This window comes from Sphingomonas glacialis (assembly GCF_014653575.1).
In the GTDB taxonomy this organism is placed as follows: Bacteria; Pseudomonadota; Alphaproteobacteria; order Sphingomonadales; family Sphingomonadaceae; genus Sphingomonas; species Sphingomonas glacialis.
Map to the genome: position 1 here is coordinate 948853 of NZ_BNAQ01000001.1, position 17461 is coordinate 966313.

A 17461-nucleotide genomic window follows, 5' to 3' on the forward strand; every position below is an offset into this window, starting at 1 on the left:
GACGTTCGTAGCAGGAGAGAAAAATGACCGGCCCGATCACCACCGAACTCCACGACGACGTCCTCGTCATCATTTCGAACAACCCGCCGGTCAACGCGCTCGGCGCGGCCGTGCGGCAGGGGCTCGAGGCGGGGATCAAGGAGGGCCTCGCCAATCCGCAGGTCAAGGCGATGGTCATCCGCTGCGACGGTCGCACCTTCTTCGCGGGCGCCGACATCACCGAGTTCGGCAAGCCGATGCAGGAGCCGGGCCTCCCCACCGTGGTCGACATGATCGAAGCGTCGGACAAACCGGTTATCGCCGCGATCCACGGCACCGCACTCGGCGGCGGGTGCGAGGTGACGCTCGGCTGCCACTATCGCATCGCCGTGCCGAGCGCGAAGATCGGCACGCCCGAGGTCAAGCTCGGCCTGCTTCCCGGTGCCGGCGGAACGCAGCGCATCCCGCGCATCGCCGGGGTCAAGCTCGCGCTCGAAATGACCGCCAAAGGCGATCCGATCCCGGCCAAGCTCGCGCTGTCGGCCGGCCTGATCGATCGCCTGGCAGGCGAAGACAGCCTCGAAGCCGACGCGATCGCCTTTGCGCGCGAAGTCGCCGACACCAAGCCCCTGCCCCGCGCCCGCGAGAAGGTCGCGCAGGCCGACCCCGAAGCCGTCGCCGCGTTCAAGAAGGACAACGCCAAGCGCTTCCGCGGCTTCGACGCGCCTGCTGCCAACATCGCCTGCGTCGAGAAAGCCGCCGACGGATCGAGCTTCGACGAAGGCATCGCCTTCGAACGCCAGGAATTCATGAAACTGATGATGGGCGTCCAGTCCGCTGCACAGCGCCACATCTTCTTCGCCGAGCGCCAGGCCGCCAAGATCGACGGCATCGACCCCAAGATCGCGCTGCGCGAGATCAAGCGTGTCGGCGTGATCGGCGCGGGAACGATGGGCGGCGGCATCTCGATGAACTTCCTGTCGGCGGGCATCCCGGTGACGATCGTCGAAATGGCGCAGGACGCGCTCGATCGCGGCGCGGGCACGATCCGCAAGAATTACGAGGCCTCCGCCGCCAAGGGCCGCTTGAAGCCCGAGCAGGTCGAGGCAGCGATGGGCGCGCTCAACCCGACGCTCGATTTCGAGGCGCTCGCCGAGTGCGACCTCATCATCGAGGCGGTGTACGAGAATATGGACGTGAAGAAGGAGATCTTCACCCGCCTCGACGCGCTCGCCAAGCCCGGCGCGATCCTCGCCTCGAACACCTCGTATCTCGACATCGACGAGATCGCCTCGGTCACCAAGCGACCCGGCGATGTGGTCGGCATGCACTTCTTCTCGCCCGCCAACGTGATGAAGCTGCTCGAGGTCGTCCGCGGGGCACAGACCGAGGACGATGTCCTCGCCACCGTGATGGCCCTCGCCAAGACGATCAAGAAGGTCGCGGTGGTCGCCGGCGTGTGCGACGGGTTCATCGGCAACCGGATGCTCAAGCCCCGCCAGGTCGAGGCGATGAAGCTGCTGATGGAAGGCGCCACCCCCGAGCAGATCGACCGCGTCCATGTCGCGTTCGGCATGCCGATGGGGCCGTTCCAGATGAGCGATCTCGCCGGCGTCGACATCGGCTGGCACCGCGACCCCAACCGGATCGAGAACATCCGCGACGCGCTCGCCGCCGAAGGGCGCTGGGGGCAGAAGACCGCCAAGGGCTTCTACGATTATGACGAGAAGCGGAACCCGACGCCCAGCCCCCGCGTGGCCGAGATCATCGAGGATTTCCGCTCGAAGTCGAACATGCAGAAGCGCGAGATCAGCGATGAGGAGATCGTCGAGAAGACGCTCTACACGATGGTCAACGAAGGCGCGTTGATCCTCGAGGAGAAGATGGCGCAGCGCGCGAGCGACATCGATGTGGTATGGATCTACGGCTATGGCTGGCCGGTCTATCGCGGCGGGCCGATGTTCTGGGCCGATACCGAGGGGCTCAAGAAGATCGTCGCCGGGCTCGAGAAGCACGGCTTCGCGGTGGCGGAACTGCTCAAGTCGAAGGCGGAAAGCGGCGGTCGGTTCAATGGATGAGCAAACCGCCGTCGCCCCGGCGAAGGCCGGGGCCGCTGGGAGTGAGGCACCCGACTCGCATCACGGCAGGACGACCCCGGCCTCCGCCGGGGTGACGGCGGTCCGGTCCGCGCTCCAGACCGCCGCCGCAATCCGTAGCGGTGAGACCACCGCGCTCGCCGAGTGCGATGCCGCGATCGCGCGGATCGAGGCGGGCGACGGCGAGATCAACGCCGTCGTCGTTCGCGATTTCGATCGCGCGCGCGATGCCGCGCGCGCGATCGACGCTGGCCCCAAGGACGCGACAAGCGTGCTGCTCGGCGTGCCGATGACGGTCAAGGAAAGCTTCGATGTCGCCGGGCTCGTCTCGTGCTGGGGCTTTGCCGAACACGCCGATTTCGTCGCGACCGAAGACGCGGTCCAGGTCACGCGGCTCAAGCAAGCCGGCGCGGTGATCCTCGGCAAGACCAACGTCCCCGTCGCGCTCGCCGATCTCCAGACCAACAACCCGGTCTATGGCCGCACGCGCAATCCGATCGATCCTCACCGCGTGCCCGGGGGATCGTCGGGCGGCGCGGCGGCGGCACTCGCCGCGGGGTTCGTGGCCGTCGAGATCGGCTCGGACATTGGCGGATCGATTCGCCTGCCCGCTGCCTTTTGCGGCGTGTGGGGCCATAAGCCGACGTACAATGCGCTCAACGCGTTCGGCCACAATTTCCCGCGCACGCAAAGCTGCGGGGTGGCGCTCAACGTCGCCGGGCCGCTCGCGCGCGATCCCGACGATCTCGAGGCGCTGTTCGGTGTGATGGGCGGCGACGCGCTCGCCCGCCCCGCGCCGCGCGGAGCCGGCGAATGGCGGATCCTGCTGCTTCCGGAACATCCGCTGGCGCCCTCGCAAGCGTCGATCCAGGAAGCGATCGCAGCGGTCGGTGCGGCGTTCCGCGCGGAAGGCGCGCAGGTCGACGATGCCAGCGCCTTGCTGCCAGATCTCGTCGCGCAACACGGCGCCTATATCCACATGCTGCTCGTCGCGATGGCGCGCGGCGCGCCGATGGACGGCGGGCAACCGCTTCCGCTGCCCGACTGGTTCACGCTGGTCGATGCGCAGGCCAAGAGCCGTCGCGATTGGGCACGGCTGTTCGGCGCCTATGACGCGGTGATCGCGCCCGCCTGGGGCACCACCGCCTATCACCACGACGACACCCCGCTCGCGACGCGGATCGCGATGATCGACGGTGTCGACACGCAAGCCGCGCTGCAAATGGCCTATCCCGGCCTCGCCACCTTCCCGATGCTGCCCGCGACGAGCGTGCGGATCGGCACCGACCCGGACGGTCTGCCGATCGGGGTCCAAGTGATCGCCGATTACAATCGCGACTTCACCGCCATCGCGGTGGCGCGCGCCGCCCATGCCTTGATGAGGAGTTGATTCCATGACGCAAGACCTCGACACTTTCCGCAGCGAAACCCGCGCCTGGCTCGAAGCCAATTGCCCGCCCGAAATGCGCCAACCCGTCCGCTCCGAAAAGGACGCGTGCTGGGGCGGCCGCAATCCCGATTTCCAGCCTGGGCAAAAGGAATGGATGGACGCGATGGCATCGCGCGGCTGGACCGTGCCCGATTGGCCCAAGGCGTATGGCGGCGGCGGTCTGTCGCCTGCCGAAACCAAGATCCTGCGCGAGGAAATGGCCGCAATCAAGGCGCGCAATCCGCTCAATTCGTTCGGCATTTCGATGCTCGGGCCAGCGTTGCTGAAATACGGCACCGAGGAGCAGAAGCTCGAATATCTCACCAAGATCGCGCGTGGAGAGATCCGCTGGTGCCAGGGCTATTCCGAGCCCAATGCCGGCTCGGATCTCGCCAGCCTCGCGACCTCCGCCGAGGACGCAGGCGATCATTACATCGTCAACGGCCAGAAGGTATGGACCTCCTACGCCGACAAGGCCGACTGGATCTTCTGCCTCGTCCGCACCGACAAGAGCAGCAAGCAGGGCGGGATCAGCTTCGTGCTGTTCGACATGGCGAGCGAAGGCGTCTCGACCAAGCCGATCCTGCTGATCTCGGGCTATTCGCCGTTCTGCGAGACCTTCATGGACAATGTAAAGGTGCCCAAGTCGCAGCGCGTTCACGACGAGAACAAGGGCTGGGACGTCGCCAAATATCTGCTCGGACACGAGCGCGAGATGATCTCGGGCATGGGGCTCGCCTCGAGCGGCGGCAATCCGCTGCTCGACGGCGCGATCGCGACGATCGGGCTCGATTCGGAGGGGCGGCTCGCCGATCCGCTGCTGCGCGCGGCGATCGCGACGTTCGAGGTCCGCGCGAAAGCATTCGGATCGATGTCCGAGCGCTTCATCGACGAGCTGAAGGCCGGTCGCGCCCACCCGGCGCAGCCCTCGATGATGAAATATTACGGCACCGAGCTCAACAAGAGCCGCCACGAACTGATGATGGCATCGGGCGGTTCGGACGCGCTCGAATGGGAGAGCGAAGGCTCGCGCGGCGGCGCCGAGGCGCGCGCCTGGCTGCGCACCAAGGCCAATTCGATCGAGGGCGGGACGAGCGAGGTCCAGCTCAACATCATCGCCAAGCGCATCCTCGAATTGCCGGCGTAAGCAACGTCGCCCCGGCGAAGGCCGGGGCCGCCGCGTTGCCGCGCGCAACGCCGCGAGTGCCCGTATCACAGCGGCCCCGGCCTTCGCCGGGGCGACGGAGTTTAGCAATGCCCCTGTTTCTCAACGAAGACCAAACCGCCCTGCAGGACACGATCCGCGATTTCGTCGGCGAGCAGGCGCCCGTCAGCCACATGCGCGGGCTTCGTGACGCCAAGGATGCGACCGGCTTCAGCCGCGACCTGTGGAAGAGCTTCGCCGAGATGGGCTTCACCGGCCTCCTGATCGGCGAGGATGAAGGCGGGCTCGGGCTCGGCCATGTCGAGGCGGGCGTCGTGCTCGAGGAGATCGGCCGCAACCTGTCGCCCTCGCCGTTCCTCACCACCGCAGTCGCGGCGGTCGAGGCGCTCAAGGGCACGGCGCATGCCGCACGCTGGTTCCCCGGCATCATCGCTGGCGACACCGTCGCTGCGCTCGCGATCGACGAGGCCGCCAAGCACCGCGACAGCGTCGGCCTCACCGCCGAGCGTTCGGGCAACGGCTTCAAGCTGACCGGCAAGAAGCAGTTCGTCACGCACGGCCATGTCGCCGACCTGCTGATCGTCGCCGCGCGCACCGCCGGCAGCGCCGACGACGCCGAGGGCGTAACGCTCTTCGCGATCCCCAAGGACGCCGCCAACCTCACCGCGACCCCCGAGCGCCTTGCGGACGCGAGCCTCGCCGCGCGGCTCGAGTTCGATGGCGTCGAGGTCGATGCCGATGCGGTGATCGGCGACGTCGATGGCGGCCGCTCGCCGCTCGACCGGCTGCTGCGCGCCGGCCGGACCGGCGCCTCGGCCGAATTGCTCGGCGTCGGTGGCGGCGCGATGGACATGACGGTCGGCTATCTCAAGCAGCGCAAGCAGTTCGGCACGTTGATCGGCAGCTTCCAGGCGCTCCAGCATCGCGCGGCGCACCTCTATTCGGAGATGGAAGTCGCGCGCGCCGCCGTGCTGAAAGCCCAGCAACTGCTCGATCTCGATAGCCCACATGCCGACACCGCAGTCTCGGTCGCCAAGGCGATGACCGCGCTGGCGACGACGCTGTCGGTGCAGGAAGGCGTCCAGATGCACGGCGGCATCGGGATGACCGACGAATATGACATCGGCTTCTACATGAAGCGCGCGCGCGTGCTGGCCGAGATGTTCGGCGATGCCAACTTCCACGCCGACAAGGTTGCACGCGCGGCAGGGTATTGATTCCCCACGGAACGAGGAGGGGGACCGCGCGGCTTCTTCAGCCGAGTGGTGGAGGGGGACCTCCACCAACACCAGGCCCGAGGCACGCCCCCTCCACCGTCCGATCAAGGCTCACGGTCCCCCTAAGCGTTAAGGCACACCATGACCGACCCAACCCCCGCCCAACTCGCCCAGAACCTCGTCGATTTGCTCGACATCGAGGAAATCGACACCGATCTCTATCGCGGCATTCGCGGCACCGACGGTTTCGGCCGCGTGTTCGGCGGGCAAGTCATCGCGCAGGCGCTGCAGGCGGCGCAGCGTTCGACCGATGTCCCTAAGCAAGCGCATTCGCTCCACGCCTATTTCATGCGCGCGGGCGACGAGAGCCACCCGATCCTCTACCGCGTCGTGCGCGATTTCGACGGCAAGAGCTTCGCCACGCGCCGGGTCATCGCGACGCAGCGTGGGCTTCCGATCCTCAACCTCGCCTGCTCGCTGCAGGTGCCCGAGGGTGGCCTCGCGCATCAGGACGCGATGCCGGACGTGCCGCCGCCCGAGGATCTGACCAGCGACCGCGAGCTCCGCCTTGCGATGATCGACCGCATCCCCGAGAAATTCCGTGGCGTTTTCCTGCGCCCGCGCATGGTCGACATCCGCCCGGTCAGCCCCCGCAGCTGGCTCGACCCGGTCGAGCAGGAGCCCCGCCAGAACAGCTGGTTCCGCGTTGTCGCGCCGATCGGCGATGATCCAGCGTTGCACCGCGCGATCCTCGCTTATGCCTCCGACATGTCGCTGCTCGGCACCGCGACGCTGGCGCATGGCGTCAACTGGATGACGCACAAATTGCAGACTGCCAGTCTCGACCACGCGCTGTGGCTGCACGAGGATTTCCGCGCCGACGACTGGCTGCTCTATGTCTGCGACAGCCCCTGGGCAGGCCATGCGCGCGGTTTCAACCGCGGCAAGATCTTCGCGCGCGACGGGCGATTGGTGGCGAGCGTCGCGCAGGAAGGGCTGATCCGCCTGCGCGAGTGATCGCTACACCGCGGTCTTGCCATATTCCTGCTTGGTCACCGGATGGCTGCTCGACAGACCGCCATCGACCGCGATCGCCTGCCCGTTGACGTAGCTCGCCGCATCCGAGGCGAGGAACGCCGCCACTTCCGCCAGTTCCTCGGGCTGCGCGCCGCGACGCAGCGGATTGAGCCGGCCGATGCGGTCGGTCTTGCCCGCCTCGCGCGCATAATCGAAGGTTGGCTTGGTCATCCCCGTTTCGGTCAGCCCCGGGCAGATCGCATTGACGCGCACGTTCGATCCCGACAGCTGCTGCGCCGAGACCATCGCGAGGTTGATCACCCCCGCCTTCGACGCCGAATAGGCCGGCGACCCCGCCCCCGAGCGGATCCCCGCAACGCTCGCCGTCAGCACGATCGCGCCGCCGCCGCGCTCTGCGATCTTGGGGGCAGCGTGCTTGATCGCGAGGAACGGCCCGATCAGATTGACGCGCAGCACCTCGGTGATCAGCGCGACATCGGTGTCGAACAGGTTCGCCATCCCGCCCGAAATGCCGGCATTGGCGAACATGATGTCGAGCCCACCATAATATTCGCACGCGACGTTGACCGCGCGGATCACGTCATCCTCGTTGCCCGCATCGATCTGGATCGCGTGCGCCGCGCCGCCCGCCCGCTCGATCATTGTGGCGGTTTCGTGGACCGTTTCGCTCTGATCGGCGACGATCACGCTGCCGCCGTCCTTCGCGAACAGCAAAGCCGTCGCGCGCCCGATCCCCGAGCCCGCCCCGGTGACGATGATCGATTTTCCGCTGAACCGTGCCATTGCATCCTCCGTCGCCCCGGCGAAGGCCGGGGCCGTTTCGTTTGAGGCACACGCGTGCCAAGCCACACCGGCCCCGGCCTCCGCCGGGGCGACGGCGCTAGATGGTAACCCCGCCATCGAGCACGATCGTCTGCCCGGTCATGAAGCTGCTCGCCGCGCTGGCGAGGAAGACGACCGCACCGGCAATCTCCTCGGGCTCGCCGATCCGGCGCAGCGGCACGGTCTTGTTCGCGGCCTCGATCCGCTCGGGATCCTCCCACAGCGCACGCGCGAAATCGGTCTTGATCAGCCCGGGCGCGATGCAGTTGACGCGGACGTTGTCGGGCCCGAATTCTTGCGCGAGGTTGCGCGCGAGCTGCATGTCGGCGGCCTTGGAGATGCAGTACGCGCCGATCACCGTCGATCCGCGCAAGCCCCCGATCGACGAGACGATGACGATGCTGCCCGACCGGCGCTCGCGCATCTCGGGCGCGACCATCGAAATCAGCCAGTGGTTCGACACGATATTGTTGTCGAGGATCTTGCGGAACTGCTCGTCGGCGATCCCGGCTTGCGGGCCGTAATAGGGGTTCGACGCGGCGTTGCAGATGAGCACGTCGATCTGGCCGAACGCCATGCGGGTGGCGTCTACGAGGTGCTGGAGCCCCGCTTTGTCCGAGATGTTGGCGGCAACCGCGATCGCCGTGCCGTCGCCGAAGCGCGCGTTGAGCTCGGCGGCGACCGCATCGCAGGCGTCCTGCTTGCGGCTCGAGATGACGACCTTGGCGCCGTGTTCGGCAAGCTCGAACGCGCTCGCCTTGCCGATCCCGCGCGAGGACCCGGTGACGATAGCGACTTTGCCTGTAAGATCGAATTGCGACATTCTTGCTCCCCTCCCGCTTGCGGGAGGGGCTGGGGGTGGGCCTGTCCGCAGGCGCTCCGCCACTTCCCTCCCCTAACCCCTCCCGCAAGCGGGAGGGGAATAAGAAACTAAGCCCCCGCCTTCACCGCGAAATCCCACGCCGCATCGGCCAGCCGGTACACGCCTGCCGCCGACTTCTCCGCCTGCGCGCTCGACGCGGTCCCCTCGACGATCCGCTTCTTGATCCCCTGGACGATGCCGGTCAGCCGGAAGAGATTGTACGAGAAATACCAGTTGAGATCGGGCACGCCGTCCCGCCCCGTCGCCGCGCAATAGCGCTCGACCATCGCCTCGATCGTCGGGATTCCCGTCGCCGGCCCGGTATGCCCGAGCACCCCCGACCGCCCTTCGGGCGCCGTCACCCAGCTCATCAGGAAATAGGAGAAGTCCGCCAGCGGATCGCCGAGCGTCGACAATTCCCAGTCGAGCAACGCGATCACGCGCGGCTCGGTCTTGTCGAAGATCATGTTGTCGATGCGGTAATCGCCATGGACGACAGAGGTGCGTGTCTGCTCGGGCACGGTGCGGCCGAGATAGTCGATCAGTTTCTCGACCTGCGGCATGGGCTCGGTTTCGGACGCACGATACTGCTTGGTCCAGCGCGCCACCTGGCGTTCGAAATAATTGCCAGGTCGGCCGTATTCGCCGAGCCCGGCCGCGACATGGTCGGTATTATGCAACGCCGCGAGCGTGTCGCACATCGCATTGTAGATGCCGGTACGCTCACCGGGCGTGTAGTCGGGCAAGGTGCCGTCCCACAGATTGCGCCCATCGGCGAAGCCCATCACGTAGAAATCGGTGCCGATCACCGCGGGGTCGGTGCACAGCCCATAGGGTTTCGCGACCGGGAAGCCGGTCGGATAGAGCCCCGCGATCACCCGGTATTCGCGATCGACCGCATGCGCCGAGGGCAACAGCACCCCCATCGGCTTGCGCCGCAACACATAGGTGCCCGACGGCGACTCGATCTTGAAGGTCGGGTTCGACTGCCCGCCGGCGAACTTCGCGTAGCTCAGCGGCCCCACAAAGCCCTCGACATTGGCGACCATCCACGCCGTCAGCGCGGCCTCGTCGAGCCGGTCCTTCTCGGGAACGGCGATCGTCTGGGGCGCGAAATCGTCCATCACGAAAACTCGATCACGGAGCGCACGGTGTCGCCGGTGCGCAAGTTTGCGAGCGCGTGGTTGACGTCCTCGAGCTTGATCCGCTCGGCGACCATCGTGTCGAGGTCGAGCTTGCCGTCGAGATACATCTGCACCAGCCGCGGCAAATCGATCGGGAAGCGCGTCGAGCCCAGCAGCGAGCCTTGCAGCTTCTTGCCCGTCAGGAAGGTCGGCCCCGCAATCTTCACGTCGTTCCCCGGCGCGATCATCCCGAGGATCGTCGCAGTGCCGCCGCGCCGCAGGATCGTCCAGGCGAGCTCGGCAGTATTGCTCCGCCCGACCGCTTCGATCGCGTAATGCACGCCCCCGCCAGTCATCCCGAAGACCTTCTTGGCGAGGTCAGCATCGTTCGAATCGAGCGTGTGCGTTGCGCCGAGCTTTTCGGCGAGCGCGCGCTTGTCGGCGACGGGGTCGATCGCGATGATCTGCCCCGCGCCGGCGATCTTGGCGGCATTGATCGCGGCGAGCCCGATCCCGCCGCAGCCGATCACCGCGACGCTTTCGCCGGGGCGCAACTGGCTGTCGTTGAAGATCGACCCAGCCCCAGTGATCACCGCGCAGCCGAGCAGTGCGGCGCGGTCGAGCGGCATTTCCTTGCTGATCGCGACGCAGGCATTCTCGTGGACCAGCATCATCTCGGCGAACGCCGACAAATTGAGGAACGGCGCGAGCGGCGTGCCGTCGTTCAGCGCCAACCGCGGCGGTGCGCCTTTGGGCCGCCGCGTCGAGGGATCGACACACAAAGACGGCCGCCCGGTGACGCACATCTCGCACGCGCCGCAGAACACGGTGAAGAAGGTGATGACATGGTCGCCGACCTTGAGATGCGCGACGTCCGAACCGACCGCCTCGACGATCCCCGCCGCCTCGTGCCCCGGCACCGTCGGCATCGGGTGCGGGAAGGCACCGTCGACGAAGTGCAGGTCGCTGCGGCACACCCCGCACGCCACGGTGCGGATCAGCACTTCGCGCGGGCCGGGGTCGGAGATCGCGATGTCGTCGATCACCAACTCGGTCTTCGGGGCGTAAAGGATGGCTGCTTTCACGTGTCCCTCTTTTTCTCTTCGTCACCCCGGCCTTGTGCCGGGGTCCACCTCACCACTCACGCATCGTACGCAAAGCGCGGTGGGCCCCGGCACAAGGCCGGGGTGACGGTTGGTTTAGCGCCGCACCGCGTCCTTCGCCGCGACCGCCGCCGGCAAATCCGCGTACTTGCCGAACTCGTTGCGCGCGATCGCCCGGTTGTGCACTTCGTCCGGCCCATCGGCGAAGCGCAGCGTGCGCATCGCGGCCCAATCATGCGCCAGCGCGAAATCGCCCGAGACACCGCCACCGCCATGCGCCTGGATCGCATCGTCGAGGATCTTGAGCGCCATGTTGGGCGCCTGCACCTTGATCATCGCGATCTCTTGCTGCGCCGACTTGTTGCCCGCTCTGTCCATCATGTCGGCGGCCTTGAGGCAGAGCAGCCGCGTCATCTCGATGTCGATGCGCGCGCGCGCGATGCGCTCCTCCCACACCGACTGATCGGCGATCCGCTTGCCGAACGCGACGCGGCTCAGCAGCCGCTTGGCCATCGCCTCGATGCCCGTCTCGGCGACGCCGATCGTGCGCATGCAGTGATGGATGCGGCCCGGCCCCAAGCGCCCCTGCGCGATCTCGAACCCGCGGCCCTCGCCGAGCAGGATGTTCTCGGCGGGAACGCGGACATTTTCCAGCACGACTTCGCCGTGGCCGTGCGGTGCATGGTCATAGCCATAGACCGACAGCATCCGCTTGATCGTCACGCCGGGCGCATCCATCGGCACGAGGATCTGGCTCTGCTGGCTGTGGCGCGAGGCGTCGGGGTTGGTCTTGCCCATCGTGATCGCGATTCTGCAGCGCGGATCGCCGACGCCCGACGACCACCATTTCGTGCCGTTGATGACGTATTCGTCGCCATCGCGCACGATCGAGGTCTCGATATTGGTCGCGTCGGACGAAGCGACCGCCGGCTCGGTCATCAGGAAGGCCGAGCGGATCTCGCCGTTCATCAGCGGGCGCAGCCAGCGCTCCTTCTGCTCGAGCGTGCCGTAGCGGTGGAGCACCTCCATATTGCCGGTGTCGGGGGCCGAGCAATTGAAGCATTCGCTCGCCCAACCGACCTTGCCCATCTCCTCGGCGCATAACGCATATTCGAGATTGGTCAGCTGCGTGCCCTCGAAGACGAACGAATCGTCGACATGGCTCTGCCCCGAATGCGGCGGCATGAAGAAATTCCACAGGCCGGCCGCCTTGGTCTTTTCCTTCATCTCCTCGATGACGGGAATGACCTTCCAGCGCTCGCCGCTATGGTGCTGCTCGTCATATTCGGCCTGGCGCGGGCGGATCTGCTGGTCGATGAACCCCTTCACACGATCCCTGAAATAGATCTCGCGTTCGCTGAAGCTGAAGTCCATCTGCTCTCTCCAATCGGGTCGTTGGGAGGCTGGGTATACCGTACCGCGTTTTCGGTAAAGCGTCTTTGGCGTGGAAAAGCCACGCATTGCCCGCGCGCACGAAAGGGACTGTTTCTTCTAAAAGATGATGTTACAGATTGCCGCATGGAGGCCAACGACACCATTCCGACCGCCGAGAGCCTGGACTCCGACACCAGCACCAAGCGCTTCCGCGCCAAGCGCGACGCGATCCTCGCTGCAGCGGCCGAAGCGATCAACGAACAGAGCGCCAAGGGCATGACCTTCGCCGATGTCGCGCGCCGTGTCGGGCTCAACACGACGAGCGTGACCTATTATTTCAAGCGCAAGGAAGACCTCGCCGCCGCCTGCTTCGAGTACACGCTCGAAAAGCTGCTGGCGATGCTCGACGAATCGCTGCTCGAGCCGACGCCGCAAGCGCGCGTCGCAAAATACCTCTCGCTCAACATGATCCGGCTCACCCGGATCCAGCGCGGCGAAGAGACCGCGTTCGCGATCCTGTCGGATCTGCGCGCGATGGAGGAGCCCGTGCTCGGCCGGCTGATGGCGGGCTGGCGCGAAGTGTTCCGCAAGACGCGCAGCCTGTGGGGCCCCGCCGCCAACCGCGCGCAGACCGATCTCCACGGCGGGCGCGCGCATGTGCTGCTCGAGAACACCTTCTGGCTGCCGATCTGGCTGACGCGCTACGATCCCGATCAATATCCGCGGATCGAGGAACGGCTGATGGACGTGTTTGCCCACGGCATCGCCGGGCCGAAAGCGACCTGGGACCCCGAGCTGATCGACCTCGCGCATGACGAGCCCGAGCCCGGGCGCGAGGCGTTCCTGCTGGCGGCGACGCGGTTGATCAACCAGCTCGGCTATCGCGGTGCCTCGGTCCAGAAGATCGCGTCCGAGCTCAACGTCACCAAGGGCAGCTTCTACCACCATCTCGATGCCAAGGACGATCTGGTGCTCGCGTGCTACAAGCGCAGCCTCGATACCGTCGCCGACGCGCAGCGGCTCGCCGACGAGCGCGGCGGGAGCCATTGGGGGCGGCTGTCGGGGACGATCGCGACCTTGCTCGACGTCCAGTTTTCCGAACGTGGGCCACTGCTGCGCACCACGGCGCTGTCGGGCCTGCCGAGCGAATCGCGCACGCAGATGGTCGACCGTTCGAACCGTATCGCGCGCCGCTTCGCGGGCACGATGAGCGACGGCATCGCCGAGGGTTCGATCCGCCCGGTCGATCCGCTGATCGCCGCGCAGGCGCTGATGGCGATGCAGAATGCGGCGTTCGACATGCGCAAATGGGCACATACGATGACACGCGAGCGCTCGATCGGATATTATGCCTCGACCCTGGCGTTCGGCTTGTTCGACGACCGGATCTTACAACAATAGTCGTCACCCCGGCGCAGGCCGGGGCCGCTGGGTTTGGGGCACGATCTTCGCGTCATAATCCAGCGGCCCCGGCTTCCGCCGGGGCGACGTGGAAATCAAAGGACCTGACATGGCCGACATGGCGCGTTTCGATTGGGCAGACCCCTTCTTCCTCGACGATCAGTTAGAAGATGACGAGCGGATGATCCGCGACTCTGCGCGCGCCTATGCGCAGGACAAGCTCGCCCCGCGCATCGTCGACGCCTTCCAGAACGAAACCACCGATCCCGAGATCTTCCGCGAGATGGGTGCGCAAGGCCTGCTCGGCCCGACCGTTCCCGAGGAATATGGCGGCGTCGGCGCGTCCTACGTCGCCTATGGCCTCGTCGCGCGCGAGGTCGAGCGGATCGATTCGGGCTATCGCTCGATGATGTCGGTGCAGTCGAGCCTCGTGATGTACCCGATCTTCGCTTATGGTTCGGAAGCGCAGAAGCGGAAGTATCTGCCAAAGCTGGCGAGCGGCGAATGGATCGGCTGCTTCGGCCTGACCGAACCCGATGCCGGATCGGACCCCGGCAGCATGACGACGCGCGCGAAGAAGATCGACGGCGGCTATCTGCTGTCGGGCGCCAAGACCTGGATCTCCAATTCGCCGATCGCCGACGTGTTCGTCATCTGGGCGAAGTCCGAAGCGCACGGCGACGGCATTCGTGGTTTCATCGTCGAAAAGGGCGCCAAGGGCCTCGCCACGCCCAAGATCGAGGGCAAGCTGTCGCTGCGCGCCTCGATCACCGGCATGATCTTGATGGACGAGATCGAGCTGTCAGAGGATGCCTTGCTTCCCGACGTCCAGGGGCTGAAGGGTCCATTCGGCTGCCTCAACCGTGCGCGCTACGGGATCAGCTGGGGCGCGCTCGGCGCTGCCGAATTCTGCTTCCATGCCGCACGCCAGTACGGGCTCGACCGCAACCAGTTCGGCACCCCGCTCGCCGGGCGCCAGCTCTACCAGAAGAAACTCGCGGACATGGAGACCGAGATCGCGCTCGGGCTACAGGCGTCGCTCCGCGTCGGCCGCCTGATGGACGCGGGCAAGTTCGCGCCCGAGATGATCTCGATCGTCAAGCGCAACAATGTCGGTAAGGCGCTCGACATCGCACGGATGAGCCGCGACATGCATGGCGGCAACGGCATTTCGGGCGAATATCAGGTCATGCGCCACATGATGAACCTGGAAACGGTCAACACGTACGAGGGCGCGCACGACGTCCATGCGCTGATCCTCGGTCGCGCGATCACGGGGATCGCCGCGTTCTGATGGGATACCGCCCTTCCCGTCACCCCCGCGCAAGCGGGGGTCCCGCTTCTTCTAGCGGCGGGAAGAAGCGGAATTCCCGCCTTTGCGGGACTGACGGAGGATAGGATGAACGGCCAAGCATCAGCCCCCCTCGCCGGCCTGCGGATCCTCGAAATGGCGGGGATCGGGCCCGGCCCGTTCTGTGGAATGATGCTGGCCGACCACGGCGCCGAGGTGATCCGCGTGGAACGTCCCGGCCCGCCGGGGCTGACCGATCCGACGCGCGACCCGCTACTCCGCTCGCGCCGGACGATTGCGCTCGATCTCAAGCAGCCCGAAGCGGTCGCGGCGGTGCGCCGCCTGGCGGGGACGTGCGACGGGCTGATCGAGGGCTTCCGCCCGGGCGTGATGGAGCGCCTCGGCCTTGGGCCCGACGTGCTGATCGGCGACAATCCGCGGCTCGTCTATGGCCGCATGACCGGCTGGGGGCAAAGCGGCCCGCTCGCCCACGAACCCGGCCACGACATCGATTATATCGCGATCTCGGGCACGCTCCACGCACTCGGCGAAGCAGGCCGCAAGCCGACCGCGCCGATCAACCTTGCAGGCGATTTCGGCGGTGGCGGGATGATGCTCGCGTTCGGGATGCTCGCCGCGATCCTGCAGGCGCAGGCGAGCGGCACGGGTCAGGTCGTCGATTGCGCGATGACCGAAGGATCGGCGGTGCTCGCCAGCATGATCTGGGGGTTTCGCGGCATGGGCCAGTGGAGTGGCGCGCGCGGCACCCATTTGCTCGACGGCGGCGCGCATTTCTACGACACCTATGAGACCGCCGACGGCAAGTGGATCGCGGTCGGCGCGATCGAACCGCAATTCTACGCCGCGCTGCGCCGCGTGATGCACCTCGACGGCGCCGAATGGGACGCGCAATTTGCGCCGGCCGTCTGGCCGCGGCTCAAGCAGGAACTGGCGTATCGCTTCAAGCAGCGCAGCCGCGACGCATGGGTCGCGGCGTTCGAGGGGCACGAGGCGTGCGTCGCGCCCGTGCTGGGGTTCGAGGAAGCCGCCGCGCATCCGCACAACGTCTCCCGCGGTGCATTCGTGACCGCGGGCGGCGTGACGCAGCCCGCCCCCGCCCCGCGCTATTCGGTCAGCGAAACCGTGGCCCCGCGCATGGCTGGCGCGCAGGACGGCGCCGCGATCCTGGCCGAAGCGGGCTTCGCTCCGGCCGAGATCGAGGCGCTGCTCGGTTAAGCGACCACCGGCTTGCGCGCGAAGACGCCGTAGCAGGCGATGATCGCATAGCAGGCCGCGGGCAGGATCATGGCGAAGCGCAGCCCGCTCTGATCGGCGATCAGGCCGGTCAGCGGCGGGATGATCGCGCCACCGACGATCGCCATCGCCAGCACGCCCGACCCCTCGGCCGCACGCTTGCCGAGGCCTTCGCTCGCCAGGCTGAAGATCGTCGGGAACATGATCGAATTGGTCAGCCCGATCGCGAGCAGCGACCAGCCCGAGACGAGCCCGGTGGTGTGCGTCGACAGCGCGATCAGCGCGATCCCGGCGATCGCGACGCCGGCGAGCACCTTGCCCGGCGAGACGTAGCGCAGCACGGCTGCCCCGATGAAGCGCCCGACCAGCGCGCCGCCCCAGTAGAACGGCACATGCTTGCCCGCCGCCTCGGCACCGAGCGCCAGCGTATCGGCCTGCGTCAGATAGCTGACGATCAGCGAGCCGATCGCAACTTCGGCGCCGACATAGAGGAAGATGCACAGCGTGCCGAAACCAAAGCGCGGCAGGCGGAGCAGCCCGAACGCCTTGACGATGCTGCCCTGGTCATCGACCGCGGTCTGCAGCCGGTTGCGGCGCGTCCACACGACGGCCGCGACGATCACCAGCGCCACCGCGAGCCCGATATAGGTGTGCACGACGGTCTGCGTCTCAGCGGTGCGATAGGCGTCGAGCGCAGCGCCGGTCAGCGTCTTGGGATCGATCCTCGCGAGCGAGCCGAGGATCACGATCGAGCCGACATACGGGAAGATCGTCGTGCCGAGCGAGTTGAACGCCTGCGCGAAGGTCAACCGGCTCGACGCGGTCTTGGGCGGCCCGAGCAGCGAGATCAGCGGGTTGGCGACGACTTGCACCATCGTGATCCCCGCCGCGAGCACGAACAGCGCGAGCAGGAATACCGCGAAGGTGCCCGACTGCGATGCCGGCACGAACAGCAGGCAGCCCGCGGTCATCGTCAGCAACCCGATCGAGGCCGAGCGCATATAGCCTGCCTTGCGCACGATCGCCGCGGCGGGGATCGAGAAGACGAAATAGGCCGCGAAAAACGCCGATTGCACGAGCAGCGCCTGCGCATAGCTCAGCGTGAACAGGTCCTTGAGCTTGGGGATGATCACGTCGTTGAGGCTGGTGATGCCGCCGAAGATGAAGAACAGGGCGAACACGAAGACCTGCAGGTCGGGCGCGTTGATCCCCTTGGTGGCGATTTCGTCGGTGCCGTGCGGCGTCGTGGCGGCCTCTATGTGCATATGCGATCCCCTAATCGGCCGCTTTCGCCGCCAGTCTCTCT

14 protein-coding genes are annotated in these 17461 nt (G+C 66.7%); 8 read left to right on the forward strand and 6 right to left on the reverse strand.

Annotated elements, in window-relative coordinates; all coding sequences use genetic code 11:
* Window positions 1-23: 23 nt before the first annotated feature.
* The 5 genes from IE187_RS04520 to IE187_RS04540 all read left to right on the forward strand — a co-directional run bounded on the left by IE187_RS04520 (window position 24) and on the right by IE187_RS04540 (window position 6903).
* Window positions 24-2057: a 3-hydroxyacyl-CoA dehydrogenase NAD-binding domain-containing protein gene (locus IE187_RS04520; RefSeq protein WP_189675256.1), complete on the forward strand. Its 2034-nt coding sequence runs from the start codon at window positions 24-26 to the stop codon at window positions 2055-2057.
* Window positions 2050-3465 carry an amidase family protein gene (locus IE187_RS04525; protein ID WP_189675257.1) on the forward strand — a complete coding sequence of 472 codons (1416 nt, stop codon included), beginning with the start codon at window positions 2050-2052 and terminating at the stop codon, window positions 3463-3465. The genes IE187_RS04520 and IE187_RS04525 overlap by 8 nt, the downstream gene beginning before the upstream one ends.
* Window positions 3466-3469: 4 nt before the next feature.
* Window positions 3470-4651, forward strand: coding sequence for an acyl-CoA dehydrogenase family protein (locus IE187_RS04530; protein WP_189675258.1), 1182 nt, complete (start codon window positions 3470-3472; stop codon window positions 4649-4651).
* Window positions 4652-4758: 107 nt separating this feature from the next.
* A complete protein-coding gene (locus IE187_RS04535) occupies window positions 4759-5886 on the forward strand; it encodes an acyl-CoA dehydrogenase family protein (RefSeq protein ID WP_189675259.1) in 1128 nt (375 codons plus the stop codon).
* A 141-nt stretch (window positions 5887-6027) separates the two neighbouring features.
* Window positions 6028-6903, forward strand: a complete 876-nt coding sequence (locus IE187_RS04540) for an acyl-CoA thioesterase (protein ID WP_189675260.1) — start codon at window positions 6028-6030, stop codon at window positions 6901-6903.
* A 3-nt stretch (window positions 6904-6906) separates the two neighbouring features.
* Here the strand turns inward: IE187_RS04540 and IE187_RS04545 are convergent, their stop codons facing one another.
* The 5 genes from IE187_RS04545 to IE187_RS04565 all read right to left on the reverse strand — a co-directional run bounded on the left by IE187_RS04545 (window position 6907) and on the right by IE187_RS04565 (window position 12209).
* Complete coding sequence (locus tag IE187_RS04545) at window positions 6907-7707, reverse strand: SDR family NAD(P)-dependent oxidoreductase (protein ID WP_189675261.1); 801 nt, start codon at window positions 7705-7707, stop codon at window positions 6907-6909.
* Between the two features lie 97 nt (window positions 7708-7804).
* Window positions 7805-8569 carry an SDR family NAD(P)-dependent oxidoreductase gene (locus IE187_RS04550; RefSeq protein WP_189675262.1) on the reverse strand — a complete coding sequence of 255 codons (765 nt, stop codon included), beginning with the start codon at window positions 8567-8569 and terminating at the stop codon, window positions 7805-7807.
* 107 nt (window positions 8570-8676) lie between these two features.
* Entirely contained in the window at window positions 8677-9732 is a 1056-nt protein-coding gene (locus IE187_RS04555) for a phosphotransferase family protein (RefSeq protein ID WP_133189436.1), read from the reverse strand.
* Window positions 9732-10817 carry a Zn-dependent alcohol dehydrogenase gene (locus tag IE187_RS04560; RefSeq protein WP_189675263.1) on the reverse strand — a complete coding sequence of 362 codons (1086 nt, stop codon included), beginning with the start codon at window positions 10815-10817 and terminating at the stop codon, window positions 9732-9734. The genes IE187_RS04555 and IE187_RS04560 overlap by 1 nt, the downstream gene beginning before the upstream one ends.
* Window positions 10818-10931: 114 nt before the next feature.
* A complete protein-coding gene (locus tag IE187_RS04565) occupies window positions 10932-12209 on the reverse strand; it encodes an acyl-CoA dehydrogenase family protein (RefSeq protein ID WP_189675264.1) in 1278 nt (425 codons plus the stop codon).
* A gap of 144 nt (window positions 12210-12353) precedes the next feature.
* Between IE187_RS04565 and IE187_RS04570 the strand changes: the two genes are divergently transcribed.
* The 3 genes from IE187_RS04570 to IE187_RS04580 all read left to right on the forward strand — a co-directional run bounded on the left by IE187_RS04570 (window position 12354) and on the right by IE187_RS04580 (window position 16137).
* Window positions 12354-13610, forward strand: coding sequence for a TetR/AcrR family transcriptional regulator (locus IE187_RS04570; RefSeq protein ID WP_189675265.1), 1257 nt, complete (start codon window positions 12354-12356; stop codon window positions 13608-13610).
* Window positions 13611-13719: 109 nt separating this feature from the next.
* Window positions 13720-14904, forward strand: a complete 1185-nt coding sequence (locus IE187_RS04575) for an acyl-CoA dehydrogenase (RefSeq protein ID WP_133189444.1) — start codon at window positions 13720-13722, stop codon at window positions 14902-14904.
* A 105-nt stretch (window positions 14905-15009) separates the two neighbouring features.
* On the forward strand, window positions 15010-16137 hold the full coding sequence (locus IE187_RS04580) for a CaiB/BaiF CoA transferase family protein (RefSeq protein WP_189675266.1): 1128 nt from the start codon (window positions 15010-15012) through the stop codon (window positions 16135-16137).
* Here the strand turns inward: IE187_RS04580 and IE187_RS04585 are convergent.
* Window positions 16134-17420 (reverse strand): sugar MFS transporter, encoded by a 1287-nt coding sequence (locus IE187_RS04585; RefSeq protein ID WP_133189448.1) that lies wholly within the window; start codon window positions 17418-17420, stop codon window positions 16134-16136. The genes IE187_RS04580 and IE187_RS04585 overlap by 4 nt on opposite strands.
* Window positions 17421-17461: the final 41 nt, after the last annotated feature.

What these genes read in the sequence shown, in the direction of transcription:
- IE187_RS04520 (WP_189675256.1), top strand. Translation starts at nt 24, where the DNA reads ATGACCGGCCCGATCACCACCGAACTCCACGACGACGTCCTCGTCATC.
- IE187_RS04525 (WP_189675257.1), top strand. Translation starts at nt 2,050, where the DNA reads ATGGATGAGCAAACCGCCGTCGCCCCGGCGAAGGCCGGGGCCGCTGGG.
- IE187_RS04530 (WP_189675258.1), top strand. Translation starts at nt 3,470, where the DNA reads ATGACGCAAGACCTCGACACTTTCCGCAGCGAAACCCGCGCCTGGCTC.
- IE187_RS04535 (WP_189675259.1), top strand. Translation starts at nt 4,759, where the DNA reads ATGCCCCTGTTTCTCAACGAAGACCAAACCGCCCTGCAGGACACGATC.
- IE187_RS04540 (WP_189675260.1), top strand. Translation starts at nt 6,028, where the DNA reads ATGACCGACCCAACCCCCGCCCAACTCGCCCAGAACCTCGTCGATTTG.
- IE187_RS04545 (WP_189675261.1), bottom strand. Translation starts at nt 7,707, where the DNA reads ATGGCACGGTTCAGCGGAAAATCGATCATCGTCACCGGGGCGGGCTCG.
- IE187_RS04550 (WP_189675262.1), bottom strand. Translation starts at nt 8,569, where the DNA reads ATGTCGCAATTCGATCTTACAGGCAAAGTCGCTATCGTCACCGGGTCC.
- IE187_RS04555 (WP_133189436.1), bottom strand. Translation starts at nt 9,732, where the DNA reads ATGGACGATTTCGCGCCCCAGACGATCGCCGTTCCCGAGAAGGACCGG.
- IE187_RS04565 (WP_189675264.1), bottom strand. Translation starts at nt 12,209, where the DNA reads ATGGACTTCAGCTTCAGCGAACGCGAGATCTATTTCAGGGATCGTGTG.
- IE187_RS04570 (WP_189675265.1), top strand. Translation starts at nt 12,354, where the DNA reads ATGGAGGCCAACGACACCATTCCGACCGCCGAGAGCCTGGACTCCGAC.
- IE187_RS04575 (WP_133189444.1), top strand. Translation starts at nt 13,720, where the DNA reads ATGGCCGACATGGCGCGTTTCGATTGGGCAGACCCCTTCTTCCTCGAC.
- IE187_RS04580 (WP_189675266.1), top strand. Translation starts at nt 15,010, where the DNA reads ATGAACGGCCAAGCATCAGCCCCCCTCGCCGGCCTGCGGATCCTCGAA.
- IE187_RS04585 (WP_133189448.1), bottom strand. Translation starts at nt 17,420, where the DNA reads ATGCACATAGAGGCCGCCACGACGCCGCACGGCACCGACGAAATCGCC.